This window comes from Micromonospora sp. NPDC049374 (assembly GCF_040677165.1).
Lineage (GTDB): Bacteria > Actinomycetota > Actinomycetes > Mycobacteriales > Micromonosporaceae > Micromonospora.
On sequence record NZ_JBFAQH010000011.1, the window covers coordinates 97387 to 122343 of the forward strand.

The 24957-nt window shown below is 71.4% G+C and carries 25 protein-coding genes and 1 tRNA gene; 9 read left to right on the top strand and 17 right to left on the bottom strand.

Going from position 1 to position 24957, the window contains the following annotated elements; genetic code table 11:
* Positions 1–71: 71 nt before the first annotated feature.
* A complete protein-coding gene (gene rfaE2 / locus AB0J93_RS19200) occupies positions 72–1982 on the top strand; it encodes a D-glycero-beta-D-manno-heptose 1-phosphate adenylyltransferase (RefSeq protein ID WP_363923601.1) in 1911 nt (636 codons plus the stop codon).
* Entirely contained in the window at positions 1979–2845 is an 867-nt protein-coding gene (locus AB0J93_RS19205; protein ID WP_363923603.1) for a glycosyltransferase, read from the top strand. Before rfaE2 ends, AB0J93_RS19205 begins: the two co-directional genes overlap by 4 nt.
* 13 nt (positions 2846–2858) lie before the next feature.
* Here AB0J93_RS19205 and AB0J93_RS19210 read toward each other — a convergent pair whose 3' ends face one another.
* The 3 genes from AB0J93_RS19210 to AB0J93_RS19220 are packed head-to-tail and all read right to left on the bottom strand — an operon-like array spanning position 2859 to position 5007.
* Positions 2859–3962, bottom strand: a complete 1104-nt coding sequence (locus AB0J93_RS19210; RefSeq protein WP_363923605.1) for a glycosyltransferase family 9 protein — start codon at positions 3960–3962, stop codon at positions 2859–2861.
* Between the two features lie 8 nt (positions 3963–3970).
* Positions 3971–4504 carry an Hsp20/alpha crystallin family protein gene (locus tag AB0J93_RS19215; RefSeq protein WP_363923607.1) on the bottom strand — a complete coding sequence of 178 codons (534 nt, stop codon included), beginning with the start codon at positions 4502–4504 and terminating at the stop codon, positions 3971–3973.
* Complete coding sequence (locus AB0J93_RS19220; RefSeq protein WP_363923609.1) at positions 4501–5007, bottom strand: DUF2231 domain-containing protein; 507 nt, start codon at positions 5005–5007, stop codon at positions 4501–4503. The genes AB0J93_RS19215 and AB0J93_RS19220 overlap by 4 nt, the downstream gene beginning before the upstream one ends.
* A gap of 151 nt (positions 5008–5158) precedes the next feature.
* On the opposite strand from AB0J93_RS19220, the gene AB0J93_RS19225 reads away from it, so the two are divergent.
* Positions 5159–5776, top strand: a complete 618-nt coding sequence (locus AB0J93_RS19225) for a pyridoxamine 5'-phosphate oxidase family protein (protein WP_363923611.1) — start codon at positions 5159–5161, stop codon at positions 5774–5776.
* A gap of 148 nt (positions 5777–5924) precedes the next feature.
* On the opposite strand, the gene AB0J93_RS19230 is transcribed toward AB0J93_RS19225, so the two are convergent.
* The 3 genes from AB0J93_RS19230 to AB0J93_RS19240 all read right to left on the bottom strand — a co-directional run bounded on the left by AB0J93_RS19230 (position 5925) and on the right by AB0J93_RS19240 (position 8332).
* Positions 5925–6608, bottom strand: coding sequence for a GPP34 family phosphoprotein (locus tag AB0J93_RS19230; RefSeq protein ID WP_363923613.1), 684 nt, complete (start codon positions 6606–6608; stop codon positions 5925–5927).
* 96 nt (positions 6609–6704) lie between these two features.
* Positions 6705–7424, bottom strand: a complete 720-nt coding sequence (locus AB0J93_RS19235) for an ABC transporter permease (protein WP_363923615.1) — start codon at positions 7422–7424, stop codon at positions 6705–6707.
* A gap of 26 nt (positions 7425–7450) precedes the next feature.
* On the bottom strand, positions 7451–8332 hold the full coding sequence (locus AB0J93_RS19240; RefSeq protein WP_363923617.1) for an ABC transporter ATP-binding protein: 882 nt from the start codon (positions 8330–8332) through the stop codon (positions 7451–7453).
* A 108-nt stretch (positions 8333–8440) separates the two neighbouring features.
* Between AB0J93_RS19240 and AB0J93_RS19245 the strand changes: the two genes are divergently transcribed.
* From AB0J93_RS19245 to AB0J93_RS19255, 3 genes are read left to right on the top strand one after another with little or no spacing between them, the layout of a single operon-like run.
* The gene (locus AB0J93_RS19245) at positions 8441–9595 is read left to right on the top strand and encodes a histidine kinase (RefSeq protein ID WP_363923619.1); all 1155 of its coding nucleotides are present in this window, start codon (positions 8441–8443) and stop codon (positions 9593–9595) included.
* Complete coding sequence (locus tag AB0J93_RS19250) at positions 9592–10197, top strand: response regulator transcription factor (protein WP_363923621.1); 606 nt, start codon at positions 9592–9594, stop codon at positions 10195–10197. Before AB0J93_RS19245 ends, AB0J93_RS19250 begins: the two co-directional genes overlap by 4 nt.
* A 28-nt stretch (positions 10198–10225) precedes the next feature.
* Entirely contained in the window at positions 10226–10618 is a 393-nt protein-coding gene (locus tag AB0J93_RS19255) for a DUF4260 domain-containing protein (protein ID WP_363923623.1), read from the top strand.
* A gap of 80 nt (positions 10619–10698) precedes the next feature.
* Here AB0J93_RS19255 and AB0J93_RS19260 read toward each other — a convergent pair whose 3' ends face one another.
* From AB0J93_RS19260 to AB0J93_RS19275, 4 genes are all read right to left on the bottom strand, one after another.
* Positions 10699–11109: a hypothetical protein gene (locus AB0J93_RS19260; RefSeq protein ID WP_363923625.1), complete on the bottom strand. Its 411-nt coding sequence runs from the start codon at positions 11107–11109 to the stop codon at positions 10699–10701.
* Between the two features lie 260 nt (positions 11110–11369).
* Positions 11370–12008 carry a hypothetical protein gene (locus tag AB0J93_RS19265; protein ID WP_363923627.1) on the bottom strand — a complete coding sequence of 213 codons (639 nt, stop codon included), beginning with the start codon at positions 12006–12008 and terminating at the stop codon, positions 11370–11372.
* On the bottom strand, positions 12008–12523 hold the full coding sequence (locus tag AB0J93_RS19270; RefSeq protein ID WP_363923629.1) for a SigE family RNA polymerase sigma factor: 516 nt from the start codon (positions 12521–12523) through the stop codon (positions 12008–12010). Before AB0J93_RS19270 ends, AB0J93_RS19265 begins: the two co-directional genes overlap by 1 nt.
* Before the next feature lie 308 nt (positions 12524–12831).
* Positions 12832–12904: transfer RNA gene (locus tag AB0J93_RS19275), tRNA-Thr, on the bottom strand.
* A 128-nt stretch (positions 12905–13032) separates the two neighbouring features.
* On the opposite strand from AB0J93_RS19275, the gene AB0J93_RS19280 reads away from it, so the two are divergent.
* Positions 13033–14820 carry a metallophosphoesterase gene (locus AB0J93_RS19280; protein ID WP_363923631.1) on the top strand — a complete coding sequence of 596 codons (1788 nt, stop codon included), beginning with the start codon at positions 13033–13035 and terminating at the stop codon, positions 14818–14820.
* 130 nt (positions 14821–14950) lie between these two features.
* Here AB0J93_RS19280 and ricT read toward each other — a convergent pair whose 3' ends face one another.
* The 6 genes from ricT to tmk all read right to left on the bottom strand — a co-directional run bounded on the left by ricT (position 14951) and on the right by tmk (position 20918).
* Entirely contained in the window at positions 14951–15781 is an 831-nt protein-coding gene (gene ricT / locus AB0J93_RS19285) for a regulatory iron-sulfur-containing complex subunit RicT (protein ID WP_363923633.1), read from the bottom strand.
* Between the two features lie 339 nt (positions 15782–16120).
* Positions 16121–16825 (bottom strand): hypothetical protein, encoded by a 705-nt coding sequence (locus tag AB0J93_RS19290; protein ID WP_363923635.1) that lies wholly within the window; start codon positions 16823–16825, stop codon positions 16121–16123.
* Positions 16825–17130: a type VII secretion target gene (locus tag AB0J93_RS19295; RefSeq protein WP_363923637.1), complete on the bottom strand. Its 306-nt coding sequence runs from the start codon at positions 17128–17130 to the stop codon at positions 16825–16827. The genes AB0J93_RS19290 and AB0J93_RS19295 overlap by 1 nt, the downstream gene beginning before the upstream one ends.
* Position 17131: 1 nt before the next feature.
* Positions 17132–17461 carry a YbaB/EbfC family nucleoid-associated protein gene (locus AB0J93_RS19300; protein WP_099847867.1) on the bottom strand — a complete coding sequence of 110 codons (330 nt, stop codon included), beginning with the start codon at positions 17459–17461 and terminating at the stop codon, positions 17132–17134.
* A 146-nt stretch (positions 17462–17607) separates the two neighbouring features.
* Positions 17608–18822: a DNA polymerase III subunit delta' gene (locus AB0J93_RS19305; RefSeq protein ID WP_363923640.1), complete on the bottom strand. Its 1215-nt coding sequence runs from the start codon at positions 18820–18822 to the stop codon at positions 17608–17610.
* On the bottom strand, positions 18822–20918 hold the full coding sequence (gene tmk, locus AB0J93_RS19310) for a dTMP kinase (RefSeq protein WP_363923772.1): 2097 nt from the start codon (positions 20916–20918) through the stop codon (positions 18822–18824). The genes AB0J93_RS19305 and tmk overlap by 1 nt, the downstream gene beginning before the upstream one ends.
* A gap of 412 nt (positions 20919–21330) precedes the next feature.
* On the opposite strand from tmk, the gene AB0J93_RS19315 reads away from it, so the two are divergent.
* Entirely contained in the window at positions 21331–22539 is a 1209-nt protein-coding gene (locus tag AB0J93_RS19315; RefSeq protein ID WP_363923642.1) for an amino acid deaminase/aldolase, read from the top strand.
* 47 nt (positions 22540–22586) lie between these two features.
* Here the strand turns inward: AB0J93_RS19315 and AB0J93_RS19320 are convergent, their stop codons facing one another.
* Complete coding sequence (locus AB0J93_RS19320; protein WP_363923773.1) at positions 22587–23240, bottom strand: TetR family transcriptional regulator; 654 nt, start codon at positions 23238–23240, stop codon at positions 22587–22589.
* Between the two features lie 224 nt (positions 23241–23464).
* Here AB0J93_RS19320 and AB0J93_RS19325 point away from each other — a divergent pair, with 224 nt between their 5' ends.
* The gene (locus AB0J93_RS19325; RefSeq protein ID WP_363923644.1) at positions 23465–24781 is read left to right on the top strand and encodes a D-arabinono-1,4-lactone oxidase; all 1317 of its coding nucleotides are present in this window, start codon (positions 23465–23467) and stop codon (positions 24779–24781) included.
* The last annotated feature ends 176 nt before the right edge of the window (positions 24782–24957 follow it).

Here is a 24957-nt window from a genome sequence, read left to right on the forward strand (position 1 = left end):
CCACCGCACGTCGCACCGGCGGGTGCCCGGCCGACAGGTTTGACCCCGCCGACCGGAGGGGAACCGCCGGCATGGCACGAGCAGCAGCGGAACAGCTCCGGCTCGCCGATGTCGTGCAGAGCTGGCTCGGGCGTCCCGTCCTGGTCATCGGCGACGCCATGCTCGACGAGTGGCGGTTCGCCGACTCCGACCGGTTGTGCCGGGAGGCCCCCGCCCCCGTCCTCACTCTGCGCCGCCGCATCTCCGCGGCGGGTGGCGCCGCCAACACCGCCGTCAACATCGCCACGCTGGGCGGGCGCTCGGTGCTGGTGGCACCCGTCGGGGCCGACGCGGCCGGCGACGAGCTGCACGACTGCCTCGACCGGGCCGGTGTCTGGGACCGCACGGTCAGCCAGCCCGGGCGGCCCACCCCGGTCAAGCGTCGGATGCTGGCCGGCGACCAGATCCTGCTGCGGGAGGACTCCGGCGACCCGGACGACCCGCTCAGCGACCAAGGGGTGGACTGCCTGCTCACCGCCCTGGACTGCGCGAGCGAGGAACTACGGGCCGCCAGCGGGGGCGAGAAGCCGACCCTGGTGGTCTGCGACTACGGAATGGGCGCCCTGCCCGCGCCGGTACGCGCCTGGCTGGTCGAGCACCGCGACCGTTACGCCACGGTCGCGCTCGACGCCCACGACCTCGCCGACTGGCGGGGCCTCGCCCCGACCGTGGTGACGCCGAGCTTCGCGGAGGCCACCCGCCTGCTCGCCCGCGCGGGCACGGTCGGGCCGACCACGAATCCGGCGGCCCCCGCTGACCCGGCCGGCACCGCGACGACCGGTGGGCACGAGCTGCACCTGGAACATCCCGAGGTCGACCCGGCCGACGGCCCCTCCGAGCTGACCGTGGGAACGGCCCCGGGTGAGGCCGGGATGCGGCGTACCGACGGACCCACCGGCGAACCCACCCCGGGCGAGAGCCGGGTGGCGATGACCCGGGACGGGCTCAGCGTGACCGGCACGGGAGTGACCGTGAACGCCGAGGTCGGTGCCGGCGTGGACCGGGCCGTCCTGGCCGAGTCCCGACTCGCCGAGCTGCGCGCCCACACCGGCGCAGCCGTGGTCGCGGTGACCCTGGACACCGAGGGCGCGGTGGTCGGCGGGGCCGACGGTGAACCCGCCCGCAGCCACAGCACACCCGTGCCCGCCAGCCACGCCGTCGGTGCCGGTGACGCGTACCTGGCGGCGATGACACTCGCGCTGGCCGCCGACGCTCCGCTGTCCACCGCCGCCCAACTGGCCCAGCTCGCCGCGACGAGCACCGTCGCCGGCACCGGCACCTGCGTGTGCCGGCGCGAGGACCTGCTGGCCGCGCTGGGCCGGCCGACACCCGACGGCCGGCAGGTGCTTGTCGACACCGGGCACCTGGCGGAGATCGTCGCCGAGCACCGACGGGCCGGCCGCTCGATCGTCTTCACCAACGGCTGCTTCGACGTGCTGCACCGGGGGCACGTGCGCTACCTGGAACAGGCCCGCGCCCTCGGTGACCTGCTGGTGGTGGCGGTCAACTCCGACGGCAGCGTACGCCGGTTGAAGGGCGCGGACCGGCCGGTCAACCCGATCGAGGACCGCGCGGCCCTGCTCGCCGCGCTGACCTGCGTCGACCACGTGGTGGTGTTCGAGGAGGATTCGCCGGCCGCCCTCATCGAAACCGTCCGGCCGGACGTCTACGTCAAGGGCGGCGACTACCCGCCCGAGCTGGTGCCGGAGGCGCCCCTGGTGCAGCGGCTGGGCGGCCAGGTACGCACCCTGGGGTACGTACCGGACCGCTCCACCTCGGCGATCATCGACCGGATCCGCGCGTACGGCCAGGAGGGCGCGACCGGCGCGGACGGCGGGCCGGCGACGCCCGCTCCCGAAGTGGAGACCTCCGGCGCGGCCGGTACCGGGAGCGCCGCCACGACCGGTGCGGATGCGCCGCCACTGACCGGCAAGGCGCCGTGAACCGACCCCTCGACGCCGGCGCGCCCACGCAGTTCCGCGTCGACCGGCTGGTCGACGTGCTGGTCCCGACCCGCAACCGTCCCACCGAACTCGCCGTCACCCTCTCCGGGCTCGCCGCTCAGGAGGGGGTGCCGGGATTCGGCGTGGTGGTCAGCGACCAGTCCGACGGCGACCCCGGATACGCCCACCCGGCGGCGGCCACCATGGTCCGGGCGCTGCGTCACCGGGGACATCCGGTGCTGCTGACCCGGCGGCTACCTCGGCGAGGGCTCGCCGAACACCGCAGTTTCCTGCTCACCGCCTCCACCGCCCGGTACGTGCTCTTCCTCGACGACGACGTCTGGCTGGAACCGGGAACGCTGCGCCGGCTGGTGACCGCGATCGACGAGTTGGGCTGCGGCTTCGTCGGCAACGGGGTGCACGGCCTGTCCTATCTGGACGACGTCCGGCCGCACACCCACCGGCACTACCGGGAGTGGCCGGGCCGACCGGTGCCGGAGCGGGTCCGGCCAGGCACGCCCGAGTGGGACCGGGCGCAGATCCACTCCGCGGCGAACCTGCTGCACGTGACGGCGTCGCTGGCGCTGACGGGCGACGAATGGCGGGCGTATCAGGTTTCCTGGGTCGGCGGTTGCGTGCTCTACGACCGGGCCAAGCTGCTCGACTCCGGCGGTTTCGACTTCTGGCGGCGGGTACCGGTGCGGCACCAGGGCGAGGACGTCGCCGCGCAGCTCGCCGTGCTGGCGCGGCACGGCGGCGCCGGTGTCCTGCCCAGCGGCGCCTACCACCTGGAGTCGCCGACCACGGTCACCGAACGCGACGTGGAGGCGTGGGAGGTCGTCCTCGCCGACCCGGACGGCTGAACCGGCAGGTTTCTCAGCGGAACAGCAGCTCGCGGGCGGCTTCGAGCACCTCGGCCACCGGAACGTCGGTGACGAATGAGTCGCGGTGCGGGCAGTCGCCGTCGCCCGGACGGTGCGGGTAGATGCCGGGTGTGCAGTCCACCCCGCAGACCGGACAGTGCACCGTCCACGAGGTGATCGGCCGATGCCGGCCCCGCAGCACGGGAGCCGTGGTGATCAGGTTGCCGACCCAGAAGATGCCGACGGTGGGGGTACCGACGGCGGCAGCCAGGTGCAGCGGACCGGTGTCGTTGGAGACCACCAGCTCACAGCCCGCGTAACAGCCGGCCAGGCCACCCAGACTGAGCGTGCCCACCTGCGGCCGGACCGGCACACCGGCGGTGGCGACCACCCGGTCGACCACCTCCTGCTCGGCGGGGGTACCGGTGACAAGTACCTCGTACCCGTCGGTGTGCAGCGTCCGGGCCACCTCCCCGAAACGGTCGGCGGGCCAGCGACGGCGGGTGTCGGTCGCCCCGGGATGCAGCGCCACCCGGGGACGCTCCGGTTCGCCGAGCACGGCCCGCGCCTCGGCCCGGTCGGCTTCGGTGACCACAAACGCCGGGGTGATCGTGGTGGCCGGAGCACCCACCAGGGCCACCGCCTCCAGGTAGCGGATCACCTCGTGTTGGTAGTAGACGTACCGCAGCCAGCGGTCCAGCGGCGGCGCGTCCTCGGCCCGCAGGCCGGCGGTGACCCGGGCGCCGAGCGCGGCCACCAGCGGATTGGAGTTGGCCCCGCCGCCGTGCAGTTGCAACGCCACGTCGAACCGTTCCGCGCGGGCACCGGCCAGGAAGTCGACCATGCTGAACTCGGGCTCGCCGTCGGTCGCCGTCCGGATCCCCGGCGCGGGCGGCACCACAAGTACCCGGTCGACCGGGCCGGGCCGGTCGCGCCACAGCTGCGCGTGCCAGGGCGCGCCGAGCAACACGATCTCCGCCTGCGGGTACGCGGCCCGCAGCGCTTCCAGCGCGGGCAGCACGAAGATGAAGTCACCGAGCGCGTTGGCGCGCAGCACGGCGATCCGGGCCACGTCGGGCACACGGTCGGCGGCCTCTCCCAGCACGGCCGGGGCCACGGGGCGCGCTACCGGCCGAAATCGCCGGTGGCGACGTCCGGCTGGTGCAGTTCCCGGTCCGCCGCCGGGTCGACACTGCTCGGCACACCACCGGAAGGGCCGGCCGAACGCGGACCGGTACGACCGACGGTGATGGTGCGTGGTGCGGGCCGGTTCGCCCGGGGCAGCCGTACCCGCAGCAGACCGTGGTCCATCACCGCGTCGATCGCCTCGGGGTCCACTCGCGACGGCAGCTGCACGCGGTACTCGAAGCCCCGGGTCTCGAATCCGCCGGGAATGCCATGGTCGGCGTTGACCTCGGCCTCCGTCCGCGCCCGTACGCACAGCTCGCGGTCGTCCAGTTCCACCGCGACCTCCTCTGGGGCGACGCCGGGCAGCCGGACGACCACCTCCCAGCCGTCGCTGGTCTCGCCCAGCTCCACCTCGGGCGGCCCCGGTCGACCACCGACCAGCCGGCTCAACTCGGCCCGCAGCGACTGCAACTCGCCCATCGGGTCCCAGCCCTGCTGACCGCCCCGCCAACCGCGTCCCGGCCTGGTCATCGCGCATCTCCCATCCGTTGACTGGCGGCCGCCGGCCGCAAGGAACTCGGCGCGTCGAGGCTGGCCTCCCGGTCGACACCGACCCCGAGCCGGTCGACGAGTTCACCGCCCAGCCAGCCGCCGACCCCGAGGATGCCGAGCGCCACCACCTCGATGGCGACCAGCGCCCCGCCCGCACCCCGCGAGTCGGCGTTGAGCCGTACCACCCAGACGGCGGCGAAGAGCAGGATCACCGCGACGTTCGCGGCGGCGTGGGTCAGCGCCACCCGCTTGGCCCGGGTACCGGAAGGGATGGCCAACAGGTCGAACGTCCCGGCCGCCGCGGCCAGCAGGCCGCCGATCAGGCCGACGCTGAGGTTCCAGTACGCCACCTCGCCGAGGAAATCCGGCCCGCCGACCGTGTCGATGACGTCGAAGAGCACGGCGGTGACCAGCAGGGCGAACGGAAACATCACAAGCATCGGATGGACGGGATGCCCCAGGATCTTGAGCCGACTCTCCATCTCCGGGCCTCCACTGCTCTCCGAGGGCGCTCGGTGGGCCGGTACCCCGGTCACCGAGGGACAAACCTCACGGGCGGGCGCGACTAGACTGACCGTGGCGGTTTCCCGCCCGGGTGCCGCCACCACGGTCAACTCCACGGGGAGGCACCCAGTGACGGTGGAGATCACATCCGCAGCCGAATTGACCGACCTGCTCGGCACCCCGGCCCCCCGCGCAGTCGCCAAGGAGCGCACCCACCTGCACGAGCGTGACCGGCAATGGCTCGCCGCGTCGCCGTTCTGCCTGGTGGCCACCGCCGGAGCGGACGGCACCTGCGACGTCTCACCCAAGGGTGATCCGGCGGGTTTCGCCCACGTGCTCGACGAGCGGACCATTGCCATTCCGGAGCGCCCCGGCAACAAGCGCGCCGACGGCTACCGCAACATCCTGGCGAACCCGCACGTCGGCCTGATCTTCCTCATCCCCGGGCGCACCGACACCTTGCGGATCAACGGCCGGGCACGGCTGCTGCGCGACGCGCCCTGGTTCGACGACATGGTGGTCAAGGGGCACCGGCCGGTGCTCGCCGTGGTGGTCGAGATCGAGCAGATCTTCTACCACTGCGCGAAGGCATTCCTCCGTTCACAGCTGTGGCAGCCGGAAACCTGGCCATCGGACCCGCTGCCCAGCCGGGCTCGTCTGATCAAGGAGGTCGAGGCCCCGGCGGACACCCTCGCCGACCTCGAACGCCACTACGGCCCCCAGTACGCCGCCACCCTCTACACCTGACCCGCCCCTCCTCCCCCCGCACCGCCACCCACCCGTCGCCGCCGGCGCCCGGCCCGCAACTTCGGTGATGTTGCTGCCTGCGGTCCATCACGACCCGACAACCTCCGCGAAGTTGCAGGCTGGGCTGCACGGGTCACAGACGGCCGGGCTAGCTTCGGGGGATCACCGTGGTGGTGACGATGACACTGTTGACGACGGTCGCGGTCATGGTCCGTGTCACGGCTTCCGCTGCGGCGCCGGCTCCCCAGTTGCCCTGCTCGAGTTCCTTGGCGCGGGTGACCACGGGTGAGGTCCAGGGAATGTCGCGGTAGAACTGGGGCAGAGTTCCGCTGCCCGACAGCAGCGCCGCGAGCGCGGCGACCCGGGCCGACGGTTCCGCGCCGTCCACGAGGACCTGCCGGACCTCCTCCAGCAGGCGCGCGCGGCGTCCGTTGCCACCGTCGCGCAGTGCGGTCGTACGGAACAGGCCGAGCACCTTCCGGGCCTCTCGGGTGATGTCGCCGCGTTCGATGAGCCGCTCCAACACCGGCTGGCGCAGTTCGGGGCCGATCGCGGCGAGCACCGTCTGCACGCCTCGGGGTTTCTCGGAGAGGTAGTCCCACGCCGATCGAAGCAGGTCATCCGACGGTGCATTACCCTCGACGATCTTCACCTTGCGCCGGTCCGCCATTGTCACCCGGTCGTTGAGGGCGAGATCCGCGAGTACGGCCCCCGCGAGGATGTAGAAGAGGGTGTTCTCTCCGGCGATGGTGCCCGACCTCGGCTGGAACAGCAGGAGCAGCAGGTCCTCCACCAGAGTCGGGGCTCCGGGTGGCGTCGTCTCGGCGGTCACGATCACTCCTTCGTCGTACGTCTCTTCGGGCAGTGTGCGGCCTGGTCGGCTGGCTGGTCGGGGCATTGCGCGGGCACCTCGATGGCGTTTGCCGCCTCAACGGCGGGGTTCCCAGCTGAAGAGGCGGGTGGCCAGCACGACGGCGACGACGACCCAGCCCAGCGTCGGGCCCAGCAGCAGCAGGGAGTCGGTCACGGCGACGCCGCCGTTCCAGGCGTTCATCACCATCTCGGTGGCGGAACCACCGGGCAGCAGCCGCTTGAGCAGGGCGAGGTTCTCGGTGCCGCTGATACCCACCCAGCTGGCCACGCCGATCACGCCGAGGGTGACGGGCAGGGTGGTGACCTGGGCGTGCTCGGGTGAGTTGGTCAGGCCGGCGGTGGCCAGCCCCAAGCCGATCAGCATGGCCACGGTAGCGACGATCGCCACCACCAGCAGGGGTACGTTGGCCGGCCCGCCGGCGACCATGGCCAGCGCGGTCAGGATCGCGGCCACCTGCACCACGGCGACGACAGTGGCGGGCAGCAGCAGGCCAGCGAGAATTCCGGCGTCCCCGATGGCCGTGGAGCGCAGCCGTTTGAGGAAGAGATTCTGCCGCCGGGACGCCAGGGTGGTCACGGTCGTGGCGTAGAGCCCGAACGCGGCCACGGTGAACAGCACGATCGCCGCGATGTAGCCGAGGCTGCCGAGGGCGGCGAAGGTCTCGTGCTGGCGGACGAAGTACGCGGAGACGACCACCGGGATGATGAAGCTGGTGACCAGCACCAGCCGGTTCCGGAAGATCTGGATCAACTCGCTGAAAGCGATGGGGAACACGGGAAGGATTCCTCTCGGGAAACGGGTCAGCCGCTGATGGCGCGGAAGACGTTGTCGAGGCGGGTCGGCCCGGCCTCCAGGTCCCGCAGCTCCACGGCGTGGTCCTGCGCCCAGGAGAGCAGGATGTGCAGGTCCTTCTGCAGGCCGAAGGTCTCGATCGCGACCTTGCCGTCGCCGCCCGTGGCAGCCTGCAACGGCAGCGCCGGCGCCGTCGGCGGCAGCGAGAAGCGGATGACCGCCGGGAGCGTGCGGGTCAGCTCGGAGACCGTGCCCTCCTGGTGGAAGGTGCCCTCGTGCATCAGCCCGATCCGGTCGGCACGCTGCTGCGCCTCCTCCAGGTAGTGCGTGGTGAGCACGATTGTCGCGCCGTTCTCGCGGAGCCGATCCACGGTCGTCCACAGGTGGTCGCGGGACTGGACGTCCAGGCCGGTGGTCGGCTCGTCGAGGAAGATCAGCTCCGGGGTGCCGTAGACGGCGGTGGCGAAGTCCAGCCGCCGCTTCTCCCCGCCGGAGAGCTGGGACACCTTCCGGCCGGCCTTGCTGGTGAGGTCGACGACGTCGAGCACCCGGTCGACGTCGTCGGTCCGCCGGGTGAGGGTGCCGATCAGCCGGACCGACTCGCGAACCGTCAGATCCGGGGAGAAACCGCTCTCCTGGAGCATGACGCCCATGCGGGGACGGACCACCCGGCGGTCACTCGGTTGGCGCCCGAACACGCGCACGGTGCCGGAGGTCGGCGTCCGGTGTCCCTCGATGGTCTCCAGGGTCGAGGTCTTTCCCGCCCCGTTGGTGCCGAGCAGCGCATACAGTTCCCCACGCCGGACCTCGAAGGAAAGGTCCTTCACGGCGTGGAAGTCGCCGTACTTGACGTTGAGCCGTTCGACTTCGATCACTGGTGTCGTGGACATGTCCCAATGACAGCAGCGCCCGCTCCAATCGGTCAGGGTCGCCATGTCACCAGCACGTATGACGTGGTGTCACTGCTCGCCCCGCCTGGACATGGGAATACTGGCTGGGTGACCGCGAGATCGCCGGCCTTCACCAAGACGACGCAGAAGCGACTGCGCCGGATCAATCTCCTGACGTCGCTTCCGCCGGTCGTGTTCGCCGCGGTGGTTCTCCTGGCCACCGACGCGCACACCTGGTGGCATCTCATCGTCCTGGCCCCGGGTGCCGTGGCGGCGGTGGTGGCCTTCGAACGCTGGACGGCGGACGACCTGGCCCGGGTCGCCCTGCCCTGCACGATCGTCGGGGCTGTGGTGTGGCCGCTCGGGGTGCTGCTGACCGGCAGCCCCAACGCCTACTGGGGCGTCTGTGCCGTAGGTTCCCTCGCCCTACGCCAGGTACCGCGCCGTCGGACGCTGGTAGCGGTCGGGCTGTTCAGCTACGTCGCCGCCATCGGCACGATGCGGCTCCTGGTACAGCAGGACGACGTACGCGGCGTTCTGATCAGCTACGTTCTCATCCCCACGGCCCTCACCATCCTGGTGACGATCCTGACCATCATCGGCGAGCGTTTCTACGACCTCATCCGGGAGCTCGATCACGCCCGGGAGCGTGAAGCGGAACTCGCGGTCATCCGCGAACGCGTCCGCTTCGCCAGCGATCTGCACGACATCCAGGGCCACACCCTGCACGTGGTCAAGCTGAAGATCGCACTGGCCCGGAAACTGGTGCTCCGCGACGCCGATCGAGCCGAGAAGGAACTGCAGGAGACGTACGCTCTGGTCAGCGACACCATCACCCAGACCAAAGAGCTGGCGTACGCCCAGCGTCGGCTCAACCTCTCGGCGGAACTCGAAAATGCGAAGAACCTGTTCGAGGCTGCGGGCATCCGGGTCCGGGTGACCCGGGAGGCGGAGGTGGGCCCGCGCAGCAGCGAACTGCTCGGCCAGGTCCTGCGCGAGACCACCACGAACATCCTGCGGCACGCGCAGGCCACCCAGGTGCAGATCACGCTCTCCGAAGCCGGCATCGCGATCGCCAACGACGGCGTGACAAGCGATACGCTGCCCGAGCTCAGAGGGCTCTCCAGCCTCCGACAACGGCTGGCAGCCGACGGCGGCGAACTGGCCGTGGAGCAGCAGGACGGGCGCTTCCTGACCGCCGCGAGGTTCCCGCCCGCTCGTGCCGATGCTCCCACCGGCGGCGCTGCGAAGGATGACCGATGACCACCACCATCGTGCTCGCGGACGACGAGGCCCTGCTGCGCAAGGCGCTGGCCGCGCTGCTTCCGCTCGAAGGCGACATCGACATCGTCGCCGAGGCGACCGACGGCGAGACCGCCGTCGAGGCCACCCTGCGACACCGGCCCGACGTGCTCGTCATCGATCTGGAGATGCCCGGCGTGGACGGCCTCGGTGCCATCACTCAGATCCGCCGCGTCCGACCGGAGCAGGTGGTCCTCATGCTGACCCGGCATGCTCGGCCCGGCGTGCTGCGTAAGGCGCTGAAGCTCGGCGTCCAGGGCTTCGTCAGCAAGTCGGCCGAGCCGACTCACATCGCCTCGGTCATCACCGACCTGCACGCGGGCAAACGGTGGATCGACCCGGACGTCTCCGCGCTCGCCATCGTCGACGACTGCCCACTCACCGAGCGCGAACTCGACGTGTTGCGGGTGACCAGCGAGGGCTACTCCGTCGCCGACATCGCCGCCCGGCTTCACCTCGCTCAGGGCACCGTACGCAACTACCTGTCCAACGCCATGCAGAAGACCCAGACCCACACCCGTCATGAGGCCGCGCGTTACGCCCGCGAACACGACTGGTTGTGACTCGGATCGTCACCTAGGGAGTTGTCGGTTGTTGAACCCGGTCCAGACGCAGCGCATCGAGGGCGTCGCCGTGGCAGCCTTCGCCGTCGTGGTTACCGTCGCCGTCGGGTACGCCTGGTGGTGGCTGCTCGCCCTCTTCCTGATCTTCGACCTGTCCATGGTCGGCTATCTGCGTGGCCCGCACGTGGGTGCCTTCTGCTACAACCTGGGGCATTCCTACGCGCTGCCGGCGCTGCTCGGCGCGATCGCGGTGGCCGCCGCCGCTTTCCGTGAGCCGATCGACTGGCTCGGGATCCTCGCCATCGCGTGGGTGTTCCACATCGCCGTCGACCGCGCCCTCGGCTACGGCCTCAAGACGACTGAGGGATTCGAGCACACCCACCTCGGACGCATCGGAAAGGCCAAGCGGTCCGCCAACTGATCACCTTGACCATGCCGTGACGGCCCGTGCCACACCTGCCGCAGCAGCTGGCTTGGCTGCTTCCTTGGCTGCTCCCGGGGCTAGGTGCTCCGCCCGATGTAGCCCCGGGTCCATGACTCCATGAATCGACCCCAGGTGATCGGTCGGGCTCGGCGCAGGTAGGCCGCAATCAGGGCCAGTCCGCCACCGCCCGTCGAGAGGAGCAGCCAACGGGGCAGCTCGCGCGATACCGGTGCTGGGGCACAGGCGGTGGGCGTGTAGTCCACGGTCAGCCGCGTCTGTGCCGGCGGGATGCGCCCTCCGGGAAACGCCTTCCGGTCGATGCCGCAGTAGGCCGGTCCGTCGCTCGAATCGATCGATAGCAGGGCCAAGGCGGGGCGTCCGCTGCGGTCGGCCTCGACGGAGACCACGGTGCCGGGGACCAACTCGCCAGCCGGCGGCGGCCCCAGATCGGCGAACAGGCCCGCTAGGAGAAGCGCGGTCGAGGTCATGACGCCAAATATGGTGAACCTGGGCCATAGCGGTAAGCGAGACGCTCGCCGCCGTTTGCGGCCCGAGAAAGGCATGGCCGAGACGTTAGTCGGATCGAGCAAGACCATTTTCGCGGCATCCGGCAGATTCGCTTGGCTCGTTTGGCTGCTCAGCCTGGCGAGGGTGCAATCGAAAGGCCCAGGTCATGATCGGCGATGAAGCCGGTCGTCCCGCCTAACCCGCCGCGCACCTTGCGGAGGTGCACGGCGGACGCCGGACGTCAGCCGGCGATGCGTTCGACCCCCGGCTGGACATGGATGCCGTCGGCGAACTCGATGATGTCCTGCTGGGTCCAGCCGCTGGCGTCCCAGATCTGCACCAGCATCCAGACGCCGTCGGGCTGCTTGACCCACAGGTTCTTGCCGCCTTGGATGCCATCGGCGGCATTGAGCACGCCAGGCTTGCCGCCGACCTCGAGTTGCGTACCGGTCGGGGTGGAGCGGTCGTCCTTCGACTGCAGCATGATGCCGATCTTGCCGATGAACGCCAGCGGGTTCTTGTCCGCCGCGTTCTTCGGAGCGATCGTCAGCTCGCTGGTAGTGCCGCCCTGGATCTCCCAGCCCGCTGGGACTTTGTCGATCGTGAAGCCTTGAGGCTGCTTGCCCTCGTAGGCCACGAGGCGGGTAGCCACGACTTGGGCCGACGCGTTGTCGGGAGTGGTGGTGGTCGGGCCGGCCTGGGTGCCGTAGGTGACGGCGACGGCCAGCGCGGCGACCGCGAAGGCCGAGGCACCCAGCGCGCGGGCGGACCGGCGGCGGCGCAGCGCCCGGCGGCCCCGAGCCAGGTCGGCGTCGGCCTCGGCGGCCGACGGCTCGGCGGCTGGGCCGGCGATCCGGTCGAGCCGGTCGTGCAGATCCATCATCGGGTGACTCCTGTCAGGGAAGATTCGTCAAGGGCGGCCCGCAACCGGTCCAGGGCACGGGCGGTCTGGCTCTTCACCGTTCCCTCGGAGCAGCCGAGGGCGTCGGCGGTGTCGGCTACGGAAAGGTCGTAGAAGTAGCGGAAAACCACTGCGGCGCGCATCTTTGGTGGCAGGTCGCGAAGGGCCGCGCGCAGGCCGTCGTCGAGGTCGCCGCCGCTGCCCGGTTCGGCGCGGGAACGGTCCGGAAGTTCCGCCACCGAGCGTTCGTGGCGGCGCCACCACCGACGGCGTTCGTCGGTGAGCGCGTTGACCAGGGTCCGGCGCAGGTAGCCCTCGATGTTGTCCGCCCGCTGGACCGCCGGCCAGGCGACGTACAGCTTGGTCAGTGTGGACTGGACCAGATCCTCGGCCAGATGCGCGTCACCGCCGGTCAGCAGCGTCGCCGTTCGTACCAGCCCGGAGCGCCGGCTGAGCACGAAGCTGTGGAACTGCTCGTCACGGTCACGTTTCACACACGCTCTCCTTCACTCTCACAGCCCCCTGACGATTCGCGAGCGAGCGGGGTTGCACGGCGGAGAACGAAGGCCCGATGGTTTGTCGCCCGGTCCGGCAGTGCCTCGGAGCCCCACTGCTCGACGGACGGTTCCGGATGGCGTCCGCGAGCGCGTCCGCAACGTGTGCGAGGGTTCTCGCGTCGTCGGGGTCGAGCCGGCACGCGGACAGGTGTGCCTCGGCCGCGCCGAACAGGTCCCCCTCGCGGTGAGGTTGTCGACCTCGGGAAACGGCGAAGCCCAGGTCGATGACCTGGGCTTCTGTACCGAGCCGCCTGACGGAATCGAACCGTCGACCTACGCATTACGAGTGCGTCGCTCTGCCGACTGAGCTAAGGCGGCAACGGTGGTCAAGTGTACGGCACGCACCGATTCCCGGCCGAGCGGGATTGCTCCCGAGTCGAACGAACCGGGCACCCGGGGCGTTTCCGGGGTCGTCGGGTCACCCGGGTCGCACTACGCTGCGGCGAATGACCGACGATCACACCCCTCGCGACGAACCGGTCGACGTCGGGCCGCCGTCCAGCGACCGGACGCCGCCGCCGGGGCCGTACGCCGGGGAGGCCGCCGGAGGTCGAGCGGCCCGGCGGCCCCGCAGTACCGATCCGCTGGAGCTTGGCTTCACGCCCCGCAAGCCGGTGCCGTGGCTCGCGCCGTTCCTGCTGATCAGCACCGGGCTGCGTACGCTGCTGGCGATGCTGTTCGGTGCGTACCTGGACAAGCGGGAACTCCAGAAGGCGCTGGACGCGGAAATCGCCCGGCAGGTGGGGCCGGACGGGGGGCTCTGGCTCGACTACGTGGCCGACCTGGGTGACGGGTTCAACGCCACCTATTCCGTGGCCTACCTGCTCGCCCAGCGGGAGATCACCGTGGACGGGCACCGGCTGCCCCGGGCGCAGACCCTGGTGATGGGTGGCGACCAGGTCTACCCGTCGGCGGAGTACGCGGCGTACGAGGACCGGTGCAAGGGGCCGTACCAGGCGGCACTGCCGGCCACCCCGCCGGAGCAGCCGACGATCTTCGCGGTGCCCGGCAACCACGACTGGTACGACGGGCTGACCGCGTTCCTGAGGCTGTTCGTCCGTACCCGGGACCGGCACTTCGGTGGCTGGCGTACCGGCCAGTCCCGGTCGTACTTCGCCGCCGAACTTCCGGCCGACTGGTGGCTGCTCGGTCTCGACGACCAGTCCGGCTCGTACGTCGACGACCCGCAGCTCACCTACTTCGACGCGGTGGCGAAGCGGCTCGGGCCGCAGAGCCGGGTGATCCTGGCGGTGCCGGCTCCGGCCTGGGTGAAGGCCGTCGACCAACCCACCGCGTACGACTCGATCGACTACTTCATCCGGACCATCGTCGCGCCCACCGGCGCTCAGGTCCGGCTGCTGATCTCCGGCGACCTGCACCACTACGCGCGGTACACCGGGCCGGACGGGCGGCAGTTGGTGACCTGCGGCAGCGGTGGTGCCTACCTGTACCCGACACACAAGCTGCCCGAGCGCATCGAGGTGCCGCCGCGCGACACCCTGGCCCGCCGGTCCAGCCCGTCCCGGGCGTACGAGTTGGCTGGCCGGTACCCCAACGCCGCCCGCTCCCGCCGGTACGGCTGGGGGATCTTCGCTCGGCTGCCGCGCCGCAACCCGGGCTTCTCGACGTTGCTGGGCGTCCTGCAAACCCTGCTGATGCTCTCCATGGCCGGCGTGACCGACTTCCGTTCCGAGGCCTCCGAACAGCGGCTGTTCAGCGTGCCGCTGGTGATGATGGTGCTGGTGACGGTGCTCGCGGCGGCGATGTTCGCGAAACCGCCCAGTTCCAGCGGCAAGCGCCACGCCCGGCACTGGATCCTCGGCGTCGGGCACGGGTTGGCGCACGTCGGGCTGGCTGCCGCCGGCACCTGGGCCTGGCTCGCCCTGCCGTTCCACGACTGGTCCTGGCCGCTGCCGGCGGTGGCTGCGGCAGTGGTCTACCTGCCGGTGATCGGGCTGGTGGCCAGCCAGTTGGTGGCCGCGTACCTGCTGCTCGCGAGCGCTTTCGGGGTCAATGTCAACGAGTTGTTCGCCGGGCAGGGCATCGAGGACGCCAAGGGCTTCGTCAGGATGCGCATCGATCCCGACGGCACGCTCACCCTCTACCCGATCGCCGTCGACCGCGTCGCCCGCGACTGGCAGGTCAACCCCGACCACTCCCCCGAGTCCTCCTGGCTAACCCCCACCACCCCCCTGACCCCCCACCTGGCCGAACCCCCCATCACCCTCACCTGACCACCCCACCCCACCCCACCCCACCCCACCCTTACCGTTGATCATGAGGTTAGCGGCGATGTCGATCTCTGAAACTGCCGCTAACCTCATGATCGACGCGGACCAGCAGGGGTGGATCGCGGGGATGGGGTCAGCGGGTGTCGTAGGCGCGGCGGGAGCCGCAGACGTCGGCGCGGGAGCACCTGGAGCGGGAGCCGTCGGCGTCCATGCGGACGGTCACCGCGTCTCTCGGGACGCTGTGGCCGACCACGCGGCCCTCGCCCTCGGGCGTGGTGACCCGGGTGCCGATCGCCGGGGCGGATTCGGCGAACTTGGCGTACAGGGGATGTTCGTACTTGAGGCAGCACATCAGCCGACCGCACGCGCCGGAGATGCGCAGCGGGTTGAGTGGGAGATCCTGGTCCTTGGCCATCCGGATGGTGACCGGCTCGAAGTCGTTCAGGAAGGTGGCGCAGCACAGATCCCGCCCGCAGGAGCCGATGCCGCCCTGCACCCGCGCGGAGTCGCGGGCCGAGAGCTGGCGCAACTCCACCCGGCAGTGCAGCGTCGCACCGAGATCACGAACCAGGGAGCGGAAGTCCACCCGGTGCGGGGCGGTGAAGTAGATGGTGCTGCGCTCACCGCCACTCTCGCCGTTGCCGAGCACATGGTCGACCGCCACCACCTTCATCGGCAAACCGTGCTCGCGGATCAGCCGCTTGGCGGCGACCTTCGCCTCGGCCTTGCGCCGCCGCAGTTCCTCGTCGCGGCGCAGGTCCTCCTCCTGCGCGAGCCCGGCCAGCCGGGGGAAGCCCGCCGTCTCCTCGGTGACCCACTGTGCCGCCCACACGCACTCCGCCACCTCGGGGCCGTCGTCGGTGGGCACCAGCACCTTGTCGCCCACCTGCGGCCGCAGCTCACCGGGGTCGAGATAGTAGAGGCGCCCGTACCGCTGGAAGCTGACCGCGCAGAGCATGCCCATCCCCTCACCCTACGTCGCGCGGGCGGGAACGCGCCGGGTCGATCGGCGGCGGCGTTCCACCAGACCGCAAGCCGCCGTCACGCCGGGCAGCCATCCACGATTGTCGACTCGACCGATCCCCATCCCGACCACCGGTACGACGATGCCGCCCGGACGGCTGAAACCTGCGTCACGGGCGCGACAAGACCGGGCCGAACGCGTTGAGTGGAGAGCAGACCTGCGGGGGGTGCAGGGAAGGTCACGGCGTCGCTGACGGGCCACCCGCAAGGGTGCCCGCGAGCGGCGCCGTGCGCCCTGTGGACGTGCGGGTGCAGGCACCGGAGACAGTGTCGGCGGGCGTCACCAGCCGACCCGGGTCGTCCAGCCACCCGCCGGGCCACCACCGGTGTCCGGGCGGAACCGCCCGCCCCCCGGTCGCCACGGGGACTCGGCCAGGCTCGGTGACCACTGCCGCAACAGCGTCTCCGCGCCGTCGTACGCGACGCAGAGCACCGCCAGCACCCGGGCGCCGATCTCGGCGGCGGCAACCCCGCCCGACCCGGAGGCCCCGGCCTCCGCCGTCGTCCGGCGCACCGAGGTGGCGGCGACGACGGCTACCGCCTCGGCCGAGCCGATCGCCTCGGCCAGTGCCCGGGCGACGGCGAGCCGGCTGCCTTCCACCCAGTCGGCGAGGGCGTCGGCGTAGCCGGCGGTAGCTTCCAGCCGCCCGACCAGGCTCTCGGGGCCCTCGTCAAGATGCCGCAGGAGCGTCGCGCGGGACTGGCCGTACGCCATGGCGGCCGAACCGGACCAGAGCAACGGGTCGGTCAGCGCGGCGCAGGCGTGGTCGTAGCCGTGCACGTGCCGGCGCACGGCGTGCCCGGCGGTGGCCAGTGGCCCCGGGCGCAGGTCGAGAAAGCCACGCAGCGCGTCACCGGGCAGCACCTGCATCCGGCGCAGCAGCGGCCAGACCCGGTGCCCCTCGGGAGCACCGGCGGCGAGCAGCGTGTCGACCCGCCCCAGCAGGTCGAGGCCGGGCTCGGCGAGCCGGTCGAGGAAATCCATCACGCCTCACCGGCGAGCCGGCGGGAGACGGCGGAGTCGGTGTCGGAGTAGCGGTCGGCAGCCTTGCGCAGCGCGGCGGCCACGGATGCCACCTGGGTGGCTGCGGTGTGCGCCTCCCGGGCCCGATCGCCGGTGGCGGCCACCCACTGCCGGTGCAGGGCCCGACCGACCTCGCCCGGCCGGCCCGGCGCGTCGGCACCGAACGCCACCTGCGCCGGGTCGCCGGCGGTGACCGATCGGGAGAGGGCGGTCAGCGTGGCGCTCGCCTCGTCGAGGCGGCCAGCGAGGATGCGAAGGCTGTCCATCTCAGGCCCCCGTCAGCGGTCGGTACGCGGTGAAGGTCTCGTTGTGCAGTTTTTCCCTCGCCCACTCCGCGGCGTCGGCGGCGGCGGTGACCGCGGCCCGCACCGAGTCGGCAACGTCACGCGGTGCCCGGGCGTGCAGCGGACCGAGGAACCGCACATCGGTGATCCGGCCGCCGGCGGTGACCACCACCTCGACCAGGCCGTCCGGTGAGCGGACGGTGACCTCGACCGTCGCCACGGCTTGGTCGAACTCGGCCTGGAGAGACTCGATACGGCGGTAGCGCCGGACCGCCTCCTCGATCCACGCCTCGTCGATCTCACCCCGCGGCATCGCCGGACTCCTCCCGGTTTCATCACTGTGCGTGCCGCTACCGTCACCACGGCACACCGGACCGTACCGCACGCGAATTGCGCCTGTCGATGGCTGTAAGCAACGGTCCGGCTACAGGGCTGCCAGGGACGTCGAGCGGGGGGCGGTCAGCCCTTCCAGAGGGCGAGCATCATCGCCTCGACGGCGATCCGGGGCTTGACGTTGGCCTCGATCGCGGCGCGACAGGTGAGCACCGCCTCCAGGCGCCGCAGCGACCCCTCCGCCCGCCAGCTACGGGCACCCGCCTCGGCCAGCTCGGCGGTGTCGGAGTGCACCGGTGACACCGGCGCACCAAGCGCCATGGTCAATGCGTCCCGGTAGAAGGCGGCGAGGTCCACCAGGGCCCGATCCAGCGCGTCCCGCTGGGCCCGGGTCGCCCGCGACTTCTGGCGTCGTTCCAGATCCTTCAGTTGCCCGGCGGCTCCCCGGGCGGCGCCGGCCGCACCCCGACCGGTGCCGCCGGCACCGAGCGCCGTCTCCAGCGCCGCGCGCTCTGCGGCATCGACCTCCACGACCGACGCCTCGGCCTCCGCCTCGGCGGCTTCGATCAGCGCGGACGCCGCGTCGAAGGCGGCACCCACCCCGGTGAGCCGACGCGGCACCGCGAGCACCGCCTCCCGCCGGACACGAGCCTGCGGATCACGCGCCAGCCGGCGGGCCCGTCCCACATGGCCCTGCGTGGCGGCGGCCGTCCAGCGGGCCACGTCGGGGTCGATCCCGTCCCGGCGGACGAGCACCTCGGCCACCGCCTCGGCCGCCGGCTGCCGAAGCGGTACCACCCGGCACCGCGACCGGATGGTCACCGAGATGTCGTCGGGGTGGGTGGACGGCGCGCAGAGCAGGAAGACCGTACGCGGCGGAGGCTCCTCCACCGCCTTCAGCAGCGCGTTGCCGGCCGCCTCGGTCAACCGGTCGGCATCCTCGATGATGACCACCTGCCAACGCCCACCGGACGGCGTACTGGCCGCGCGGAGCACCAGCGCCCGCATCTCGTTCACCCCGATGGAGAGCCCTTCGGGAACCACCAGCCGGACATCGGCGTGGGTGCCGGCGAGGGTGGTGTGGCAGCCGGGACACTCGCCGCAGCCGGTGCCGTGTACGCACTGCAGTGCGGCCGCGAAGGCTCGCGCCGCGACCGACCGACCCGAGCCGGGCGGGCCGGTGAAGATCCAGGCGTGGGTCATCCCCCCGCCCGGGTCAGCGCCGGCGGCCACCTCGGACTCGTCCGTGGCGCGCAGCACGGCGGCGGCAGCCGCAGCGGCCCGGCGCAGCGTCTGCACCGCCTCGTCCTGCCCGACCAGGTCGGCGAAGGCGTCCGGCATCAGGTCCGCTCCGTCGTCACCAGCTCCGACGGGGATAACTCGGGCTGCACCGAGGTGTCCGGACCGTGCGCCGGGCCCGGGTGTTCGACCCCGTCGGCGCTGCCGAGCAGTTCCTCCACCCGGCGGGCGACCCGCTCGGCGATCTCCTCGGCCGGGCGGGCACCGTCGAGCACCAGGTAACGCTTCGGGTCGGCGGCAGCGAGATCGAGGAAGGCGTAACGGACCCGGTCATGGAAGGTGATCGACTCGGCCTCCAGCCGGTCGGCGCTCTCCGGGCGCGCGGCGACCCGGGACAGCCCGGTACGCGGATCGACGTCGAGCAGCACCACCAGATCGGGCTTGAGCCCGCCGGTGGCCCAGGAGGAAAGCCAGGACACCTCGTCGACCGGCAGCGTCCGGCCGGCGCCCTGGTAGGCCAGGGACGAGTCGACGTACCGGTCGCTGATCACCACGGCGCCCCGGGTCAGCGCGGGCCGGACCACGGTGGCCACATGATGCGCCCGGTCGGCGGCGTAGAGCAGCGCCTCGGCGCGCGGGGAGGGTGCCTCGTCGGGCGCGGTGTCCAGCACCAGTGATCTGATCCGGGCACCGACGCCGGTGGCGCCCGGTTCCCGGGTGACCACCACGTCCCGTTCCTGGCCGCGGAGCAGCTCGGCCAGTTTGCCGAGCTGGGTCGACTTGCCGGCGCCCTCGCCCCCCTCGAAGACCACGAAGAGTCCGGCCGAGACGAACGGCTCGGCCGGCATCAGCGGACGGCCCCGGATCGACCCCCACAGGTCGGCCAGGACCGGCACGCCCTTCTTGTCGTCCATCTGGCCGAAGGCGCTGATCCCGGCGAAGATTCCAGCCGCACCGGCGACGAGCAGCAGCAGGCGGGTGGAGGAGACGGAGATGCCGAGGTCGGCGATGGTCAGCGTGCGGGAGCCACCGACACCGGCCAGCAGGCTCCCGAGCGCGATCGCCAGGATCAGCACGAGCCGGGTGCCGATCTGCACCACGGCGAAGACCCGGCCGCGTACCTCGTCGGCGACCTCGCCGCCGAGCAGGGTGGTGCCGGAGAGAAAGGCCATCCCGGCGCCGGCCCCGACGAAGACCGCACCGACAAGCGCCATGGACAGGTGGATGGCGAAGGCCAGGGTCATCACCGAGGCGCTGGCCAGCACGATGCTCATGCCGAACCAGCGACGCCGGGACATCTCCCGCACGATCATCGGCCCGAGCCCGATGCCGAGGGCCAGGCCGATGAAGATCGCGCCGAACAGCAGGTAGAACGCCGCATCACCGGCGCCGAGCGAGTCGGCGAAGAACCGGGCGGTGCCGATGACGATGCCGCCCCCGGCGAAGGCGCCGAGGATGCCGAGGACCAGTCCGCGCACCAGCGGGGTCTGCCCGATGTACTTCCAGCCCTCGGTGAACTGGCGCATCATGCTCTGCTCGGTGCGCTCCCGTTCGTCGGTCTGACCCTGGCTGATCTCCTTGATACCGAAGGCCACCACGACAGCGGTGGCGAGCCGGGAGAACGCGTTGAACCAGAGCGCGAGTTGGGCCGGCTGGGCCCAGTCCGGCATCTCGCCGCCGGTGGCACCCCGGATGATGCCGTCGAGCGACGAGAGCACGATCGCGGCGAAGACCGGGGTCAGGCCGTACGTGGTGATCAGGGTCAGCTGGTTGGCAGTCTCCAGGCGGGCCCGCGGGATGAGGTTCGGTACCGCGGCCTCCTTGGCCGGGATCCAGAGCAGGGTGACCGTCTCGATCAGGAAGGTGGCGATCGCCGCCCAACTGACCACCCGCGCGCCGCTGGCACCGGTCAGCGCGTAGAGCGGGATGGAGGCGAAGAGCACGAACCGCAGCAGGTCGCAAATGACCATCGTCCAGCGCCGGTCGAACCGGTCGGCGAGCACTCCGGCGACCGGGCCGAGCAGCAGGGCGGGTAACAGCCGAATGGCGATCACGCCACCGAAGGCCGCACCCTTGGCGGTGCTCCCCTCCACCTGGGCGGCGGCGAAAACGCTTGTGGCGAGCAGGCCGAGCCAGTCACCGAAGGAGGCGGCGCCGAGCACGATCCAGAGCCGCCGGAAGGGCCGGATGCGCAGCACCGAACGGATCGCACCGTACCCGGTCAGGTCGGGTTGGCCACCGGAGCCGCCCGGCGGGCTCTGCGTCCCCGCCTTGCCGGGCTGGTTCGCGGCGCCGCCGGACTGGCCGGTCGCGCCGCGTCCGGTCTCGTCTCGTCCGGCCGCGCCGGTGGGCTGTCCGGCTGCGCCGGTGGGTTGGTCCGCGGACGGCGACACGCCGGACGACTCGCCGTTGAACTCGCTTTCGATGGCCGTACCTCCACGTGCCGGCCCATCGCTGGGCACCCCCGGTGGAACACTCTAAACCCGGTAAGGACGTCCTTCCGTCCTGCACCGCCTGCTCGCCGAGCCTAGGCCGCTGTGGCCAGCCCGACCCAGGCAACGCGGACGCGAGGGTATTTCGCATTCACCGTTTCACAGTTAGCGTGCACACGTGGCCACCGACAGCGAGAATTTGCGCCACCGGCTGGACCGGGCGACCGCGCACCTCGACCCGCCGTACGCGGTGGTCGACCTCGGCGCCTTCGACGCCAACGCCGCCGCGCTCGTCGATCTGGCCGGCGGCAAGCCGTTGCGGGTCGCCAGCAAATCGGTACGCAGTCGCGAGCTGATCGCCCGCACGCTGGCCCGGCCGGGCTGGCACGCGGTGATGGCGTTCACCCTGCCCGAGGCGATCTGGCTGGTCCGCAGCGGGATCAGCGCCGACGTGCTGGTGGCGTACCCCACCGTCGACCGAGGCGCACTTGCCGAACTCGGCGCCGACCCGGCGCTCGCCGACGCGATCACCCTGATGGTCGACGACCCGGATCAACTGGACTTCTACGAGACGGTGTCGCCTTCCGGACACCGATCCGAGCTACGCATCTGCCTGGACCTGGACGCCTCATGGCGACTGTTGGGCGGGCGGTTGCACGTCGGCGTCCGCCGGTCACCTGTACACAGCGCCCGGGCGGCCGGCCGGTTGGCCGCCACCGTCGCCCGCCGGCCCGGCTTCCGCCTGGTCGGGCTGATGTCGTACGAGGCGCAGATCGCCGGCCTGGGCGACGCACCGCCCGGGCGGGCGGCGCTCGGCACCGCGATCCGGTTGGCCCAGCGCGGTTCGTACCGCGAGCTGCTGGTCCGCCGGAGCGCGGCGGTGGCCGCCGTACGCGAGCACGCCGACCTGGAATTCGTCAACGGCGGCGGCACCGGCAGCGTGGCCGCGACCCGCGCCGATCCCGCGGTGACCGAGATCACCGCGGGATCAGGCCTGTACGGGCCGACGCTTTTCGACGCCTACCGCGCCTGGCGTCCCACCCCGGCGGCCTTCTTCGCCTGCGGGGTGGTCCGGCGCCCGACGCCCGAACTGGCCACCGTGCTGGGCGGTGGCTGGATCGCCTCCGGCTCGGCCGACCGCAGCCGGCTGCCCCGACCGTGGCTGCCCGCCGGGCTCAGTCTGCTCGGCGCCGAAGGTGCCGGCGAGGTGCAGACCCCGTTGACCGGCGCAACCGCCGCCCAGCTGCGCATCGGCGACCGGGTCTGGTTCCGGCACGCGAAGTCGGGCGAACTGTGTGAACGAGTGAACGAGCTGCACCTGGTGGACGGCGACCAGGTGGTGGCCACCGTGTCGACCTACCGGGGCGAGGGTCGGGCCTTCCTCTGACCGCCTGGTCGTCGGCTGCCTCGGCTGCCCGGCTTGGGCGGTCGGTGTCAGGCGGGTTGGGCCGCTGGCTGCGCGGGTTCCGCGTCGGCGACGATCTGGTCGTCGGCCGGCTTCGCCGGCTGCACCACCGGCCGACGGCCGGCGTCACCCCGAGCGTTGACCTGCCGGTGCAGGTACTCCCGGATCAGCGCCTTCGCCTCGGTCAGCACCCGGTCGTCGCCGTCCGGCTTGCGCCGGAACGCCAGCTTGATCAGGGCGTCGGCCGCCTCCACCGCGATCTCCAGATGGAAATGCAGGTCCGGCACGTCGGCCAGCCCGAACCGCTCGGTGAGCACCCGGGCCAACTGGTCGGCGATCACCCCGTTGTTGTCCCGCTGCTCATCGAGCAGATGCAGGTCGACCACGTCGCCGAAGTGCAGGGTACGGAACCCGGGAACGGTGCGGTGCATCGTGATGTATTCATCGATCCCCGCGTCGACCCCGTCCCACCAGTGGGTCAGGTCGTCCGAGGCGAAGCGTTCATCGAGCCGCTGGAGGTAGGACTCCATCGTGCGCAGCGTCAGCGCCTGCACGATCGCCCGCTTGTCCGGAAAGAACTGGTAGACCGACCCGATCGCCACCTCGGCCCGCTCGGCGAGCAGGGTGGTGGTCAGCCCCTCGTACCCCACCTCGTCGACGAGTTCGGCGCAGGCGTCCAGCATCCGCTGGACCCGCGCGACACTACGACCCTGCACTGGTACTCGACGCAGTGGCCCGGTCGTGGCGGCTGAAGTGGACACTCGCCACCCCCTCTCGACGGATGAACATATCTGCACGTCACGAGTCCGTGACTACCGGTACAACGAGCGGACCTCGATTGCGGTGTTTACCAGGGACAACGTTCCTGATATGAATTCGGTTCATATTCACCTTGAGGAGCGGGCCCATGGCCGAGAGCACCGCCGCCGAGACCGCCGCCTGGTCGAACTGGGCGGGCAACCAACGCGGCACGGCCACCGCCGTACTACGGCCGTCCTCGGTCGACGAGGCCGCCGAACAGGTCCGACGTGCCACCGAAGCCGGTGAGCGGATCCGCCCGGTCGGCAGCGGCCACTCCTTCACCCCCGTCGCGGTCAGCGACGGGCAGCGGATGGACCTGACCCGACTCGCCATCGACGTACGTGTGGACATCGATCGACGCCTCGTCACCGTACCGGCCGCGATGACCCTACGGGAGGTGAACGCGCTACTCGCCGGTCACCGACTGGCCCTGCCCAACCTCGGTGACATCGACGCGCAGACCGTGGCCGGGGCCATCTCCACCGGCACCCACGGCACGGGTGCGGCCTACGGCGGGCTGGCCACCTTCGTCGAGGCGCTGACCCTGGTCACCGGTGCCGGAGAGGTGCTGCACTGTTCCGCCGAGCAGCATCCGGAGGTGTTCGACGCCGCCCGAGTCTCGCTCGGCGCGCTCGGCGTACTGGTCGAGGTGACGCTGCGCTGTGTGGACGCCTTCGTCCTGTTGGCACACGAACGTCCGGCGTCGCTGGACGCCGTGCTGGCGCAGGTGCCCGACCTGGTCGACGCGCACGATCACCTGGAGTTCTTCTGGTTCCCCTACACCGACCGGGTACAGCTCAAGGCCAACGACCGGGTGCCCGTCAACGACCGCCCGCTGTCCCGCTGGCGCGGTTGGCTGGACGACGACTTCCTGGCCAACACCGTCTTCGCCGGGGCCTGCCGGCTCGGCCGCGCCCTGCCGGGCCTGGCACCGGGAATCAGCGCGATCTCCGCGCGGGCGCTCAGCGAGCGCCGCTACACCGGTCGCTCCGACGCCGTCTTCTGCAGCCCACGCCGGGTCCGCTTCCTGGAGATGGAGTACGCGCTACCGCGGGAGGCGCTGGCCGAGGCGCTGGAGGCGGTGCGTCGCATCATCGACGGGTTGCCGTTCAAGGTGCTCTTCCCGGTCGAGGTCCGGTTCAGCGCCGGTGACGGGATCTGGTTGTCACACGCCTACGGCCGTGATTCGGCGTACCTCGCCCTGCACCAGTACGTCGGCATGCCGTACGAGCCGTACTTCCGGGCCTTCGAGGAGGTGGCGACCGGGCTGGGTGGCCGGCCGCACTGGGGCAAACTGCACTGGCGCGACGCCGCCTCGCTGGCTGCCGCCTACCCCCGCTGGCCCGACTTCCAGCGCATCCGCGCCCACCTCGACCCCCACCACACCTTCACCACCCCTTACCTGACCACCCTCCTCGGCTGAACCCACCGCGAATCTTGGTCCGAATCCGCCCCTCAGGGGGCGCTGTCGTACCAAGATCTGCCGGCTATCCACAGGGGCAGCGCGGGGAGAAGGTGCCCGGGCAGGGTGATGGCATGAGGAGTCGGGGTGCGGGACCAGCGGAGGGGCCATCCGTTCAAGGCGGATCAGCGGGGCGC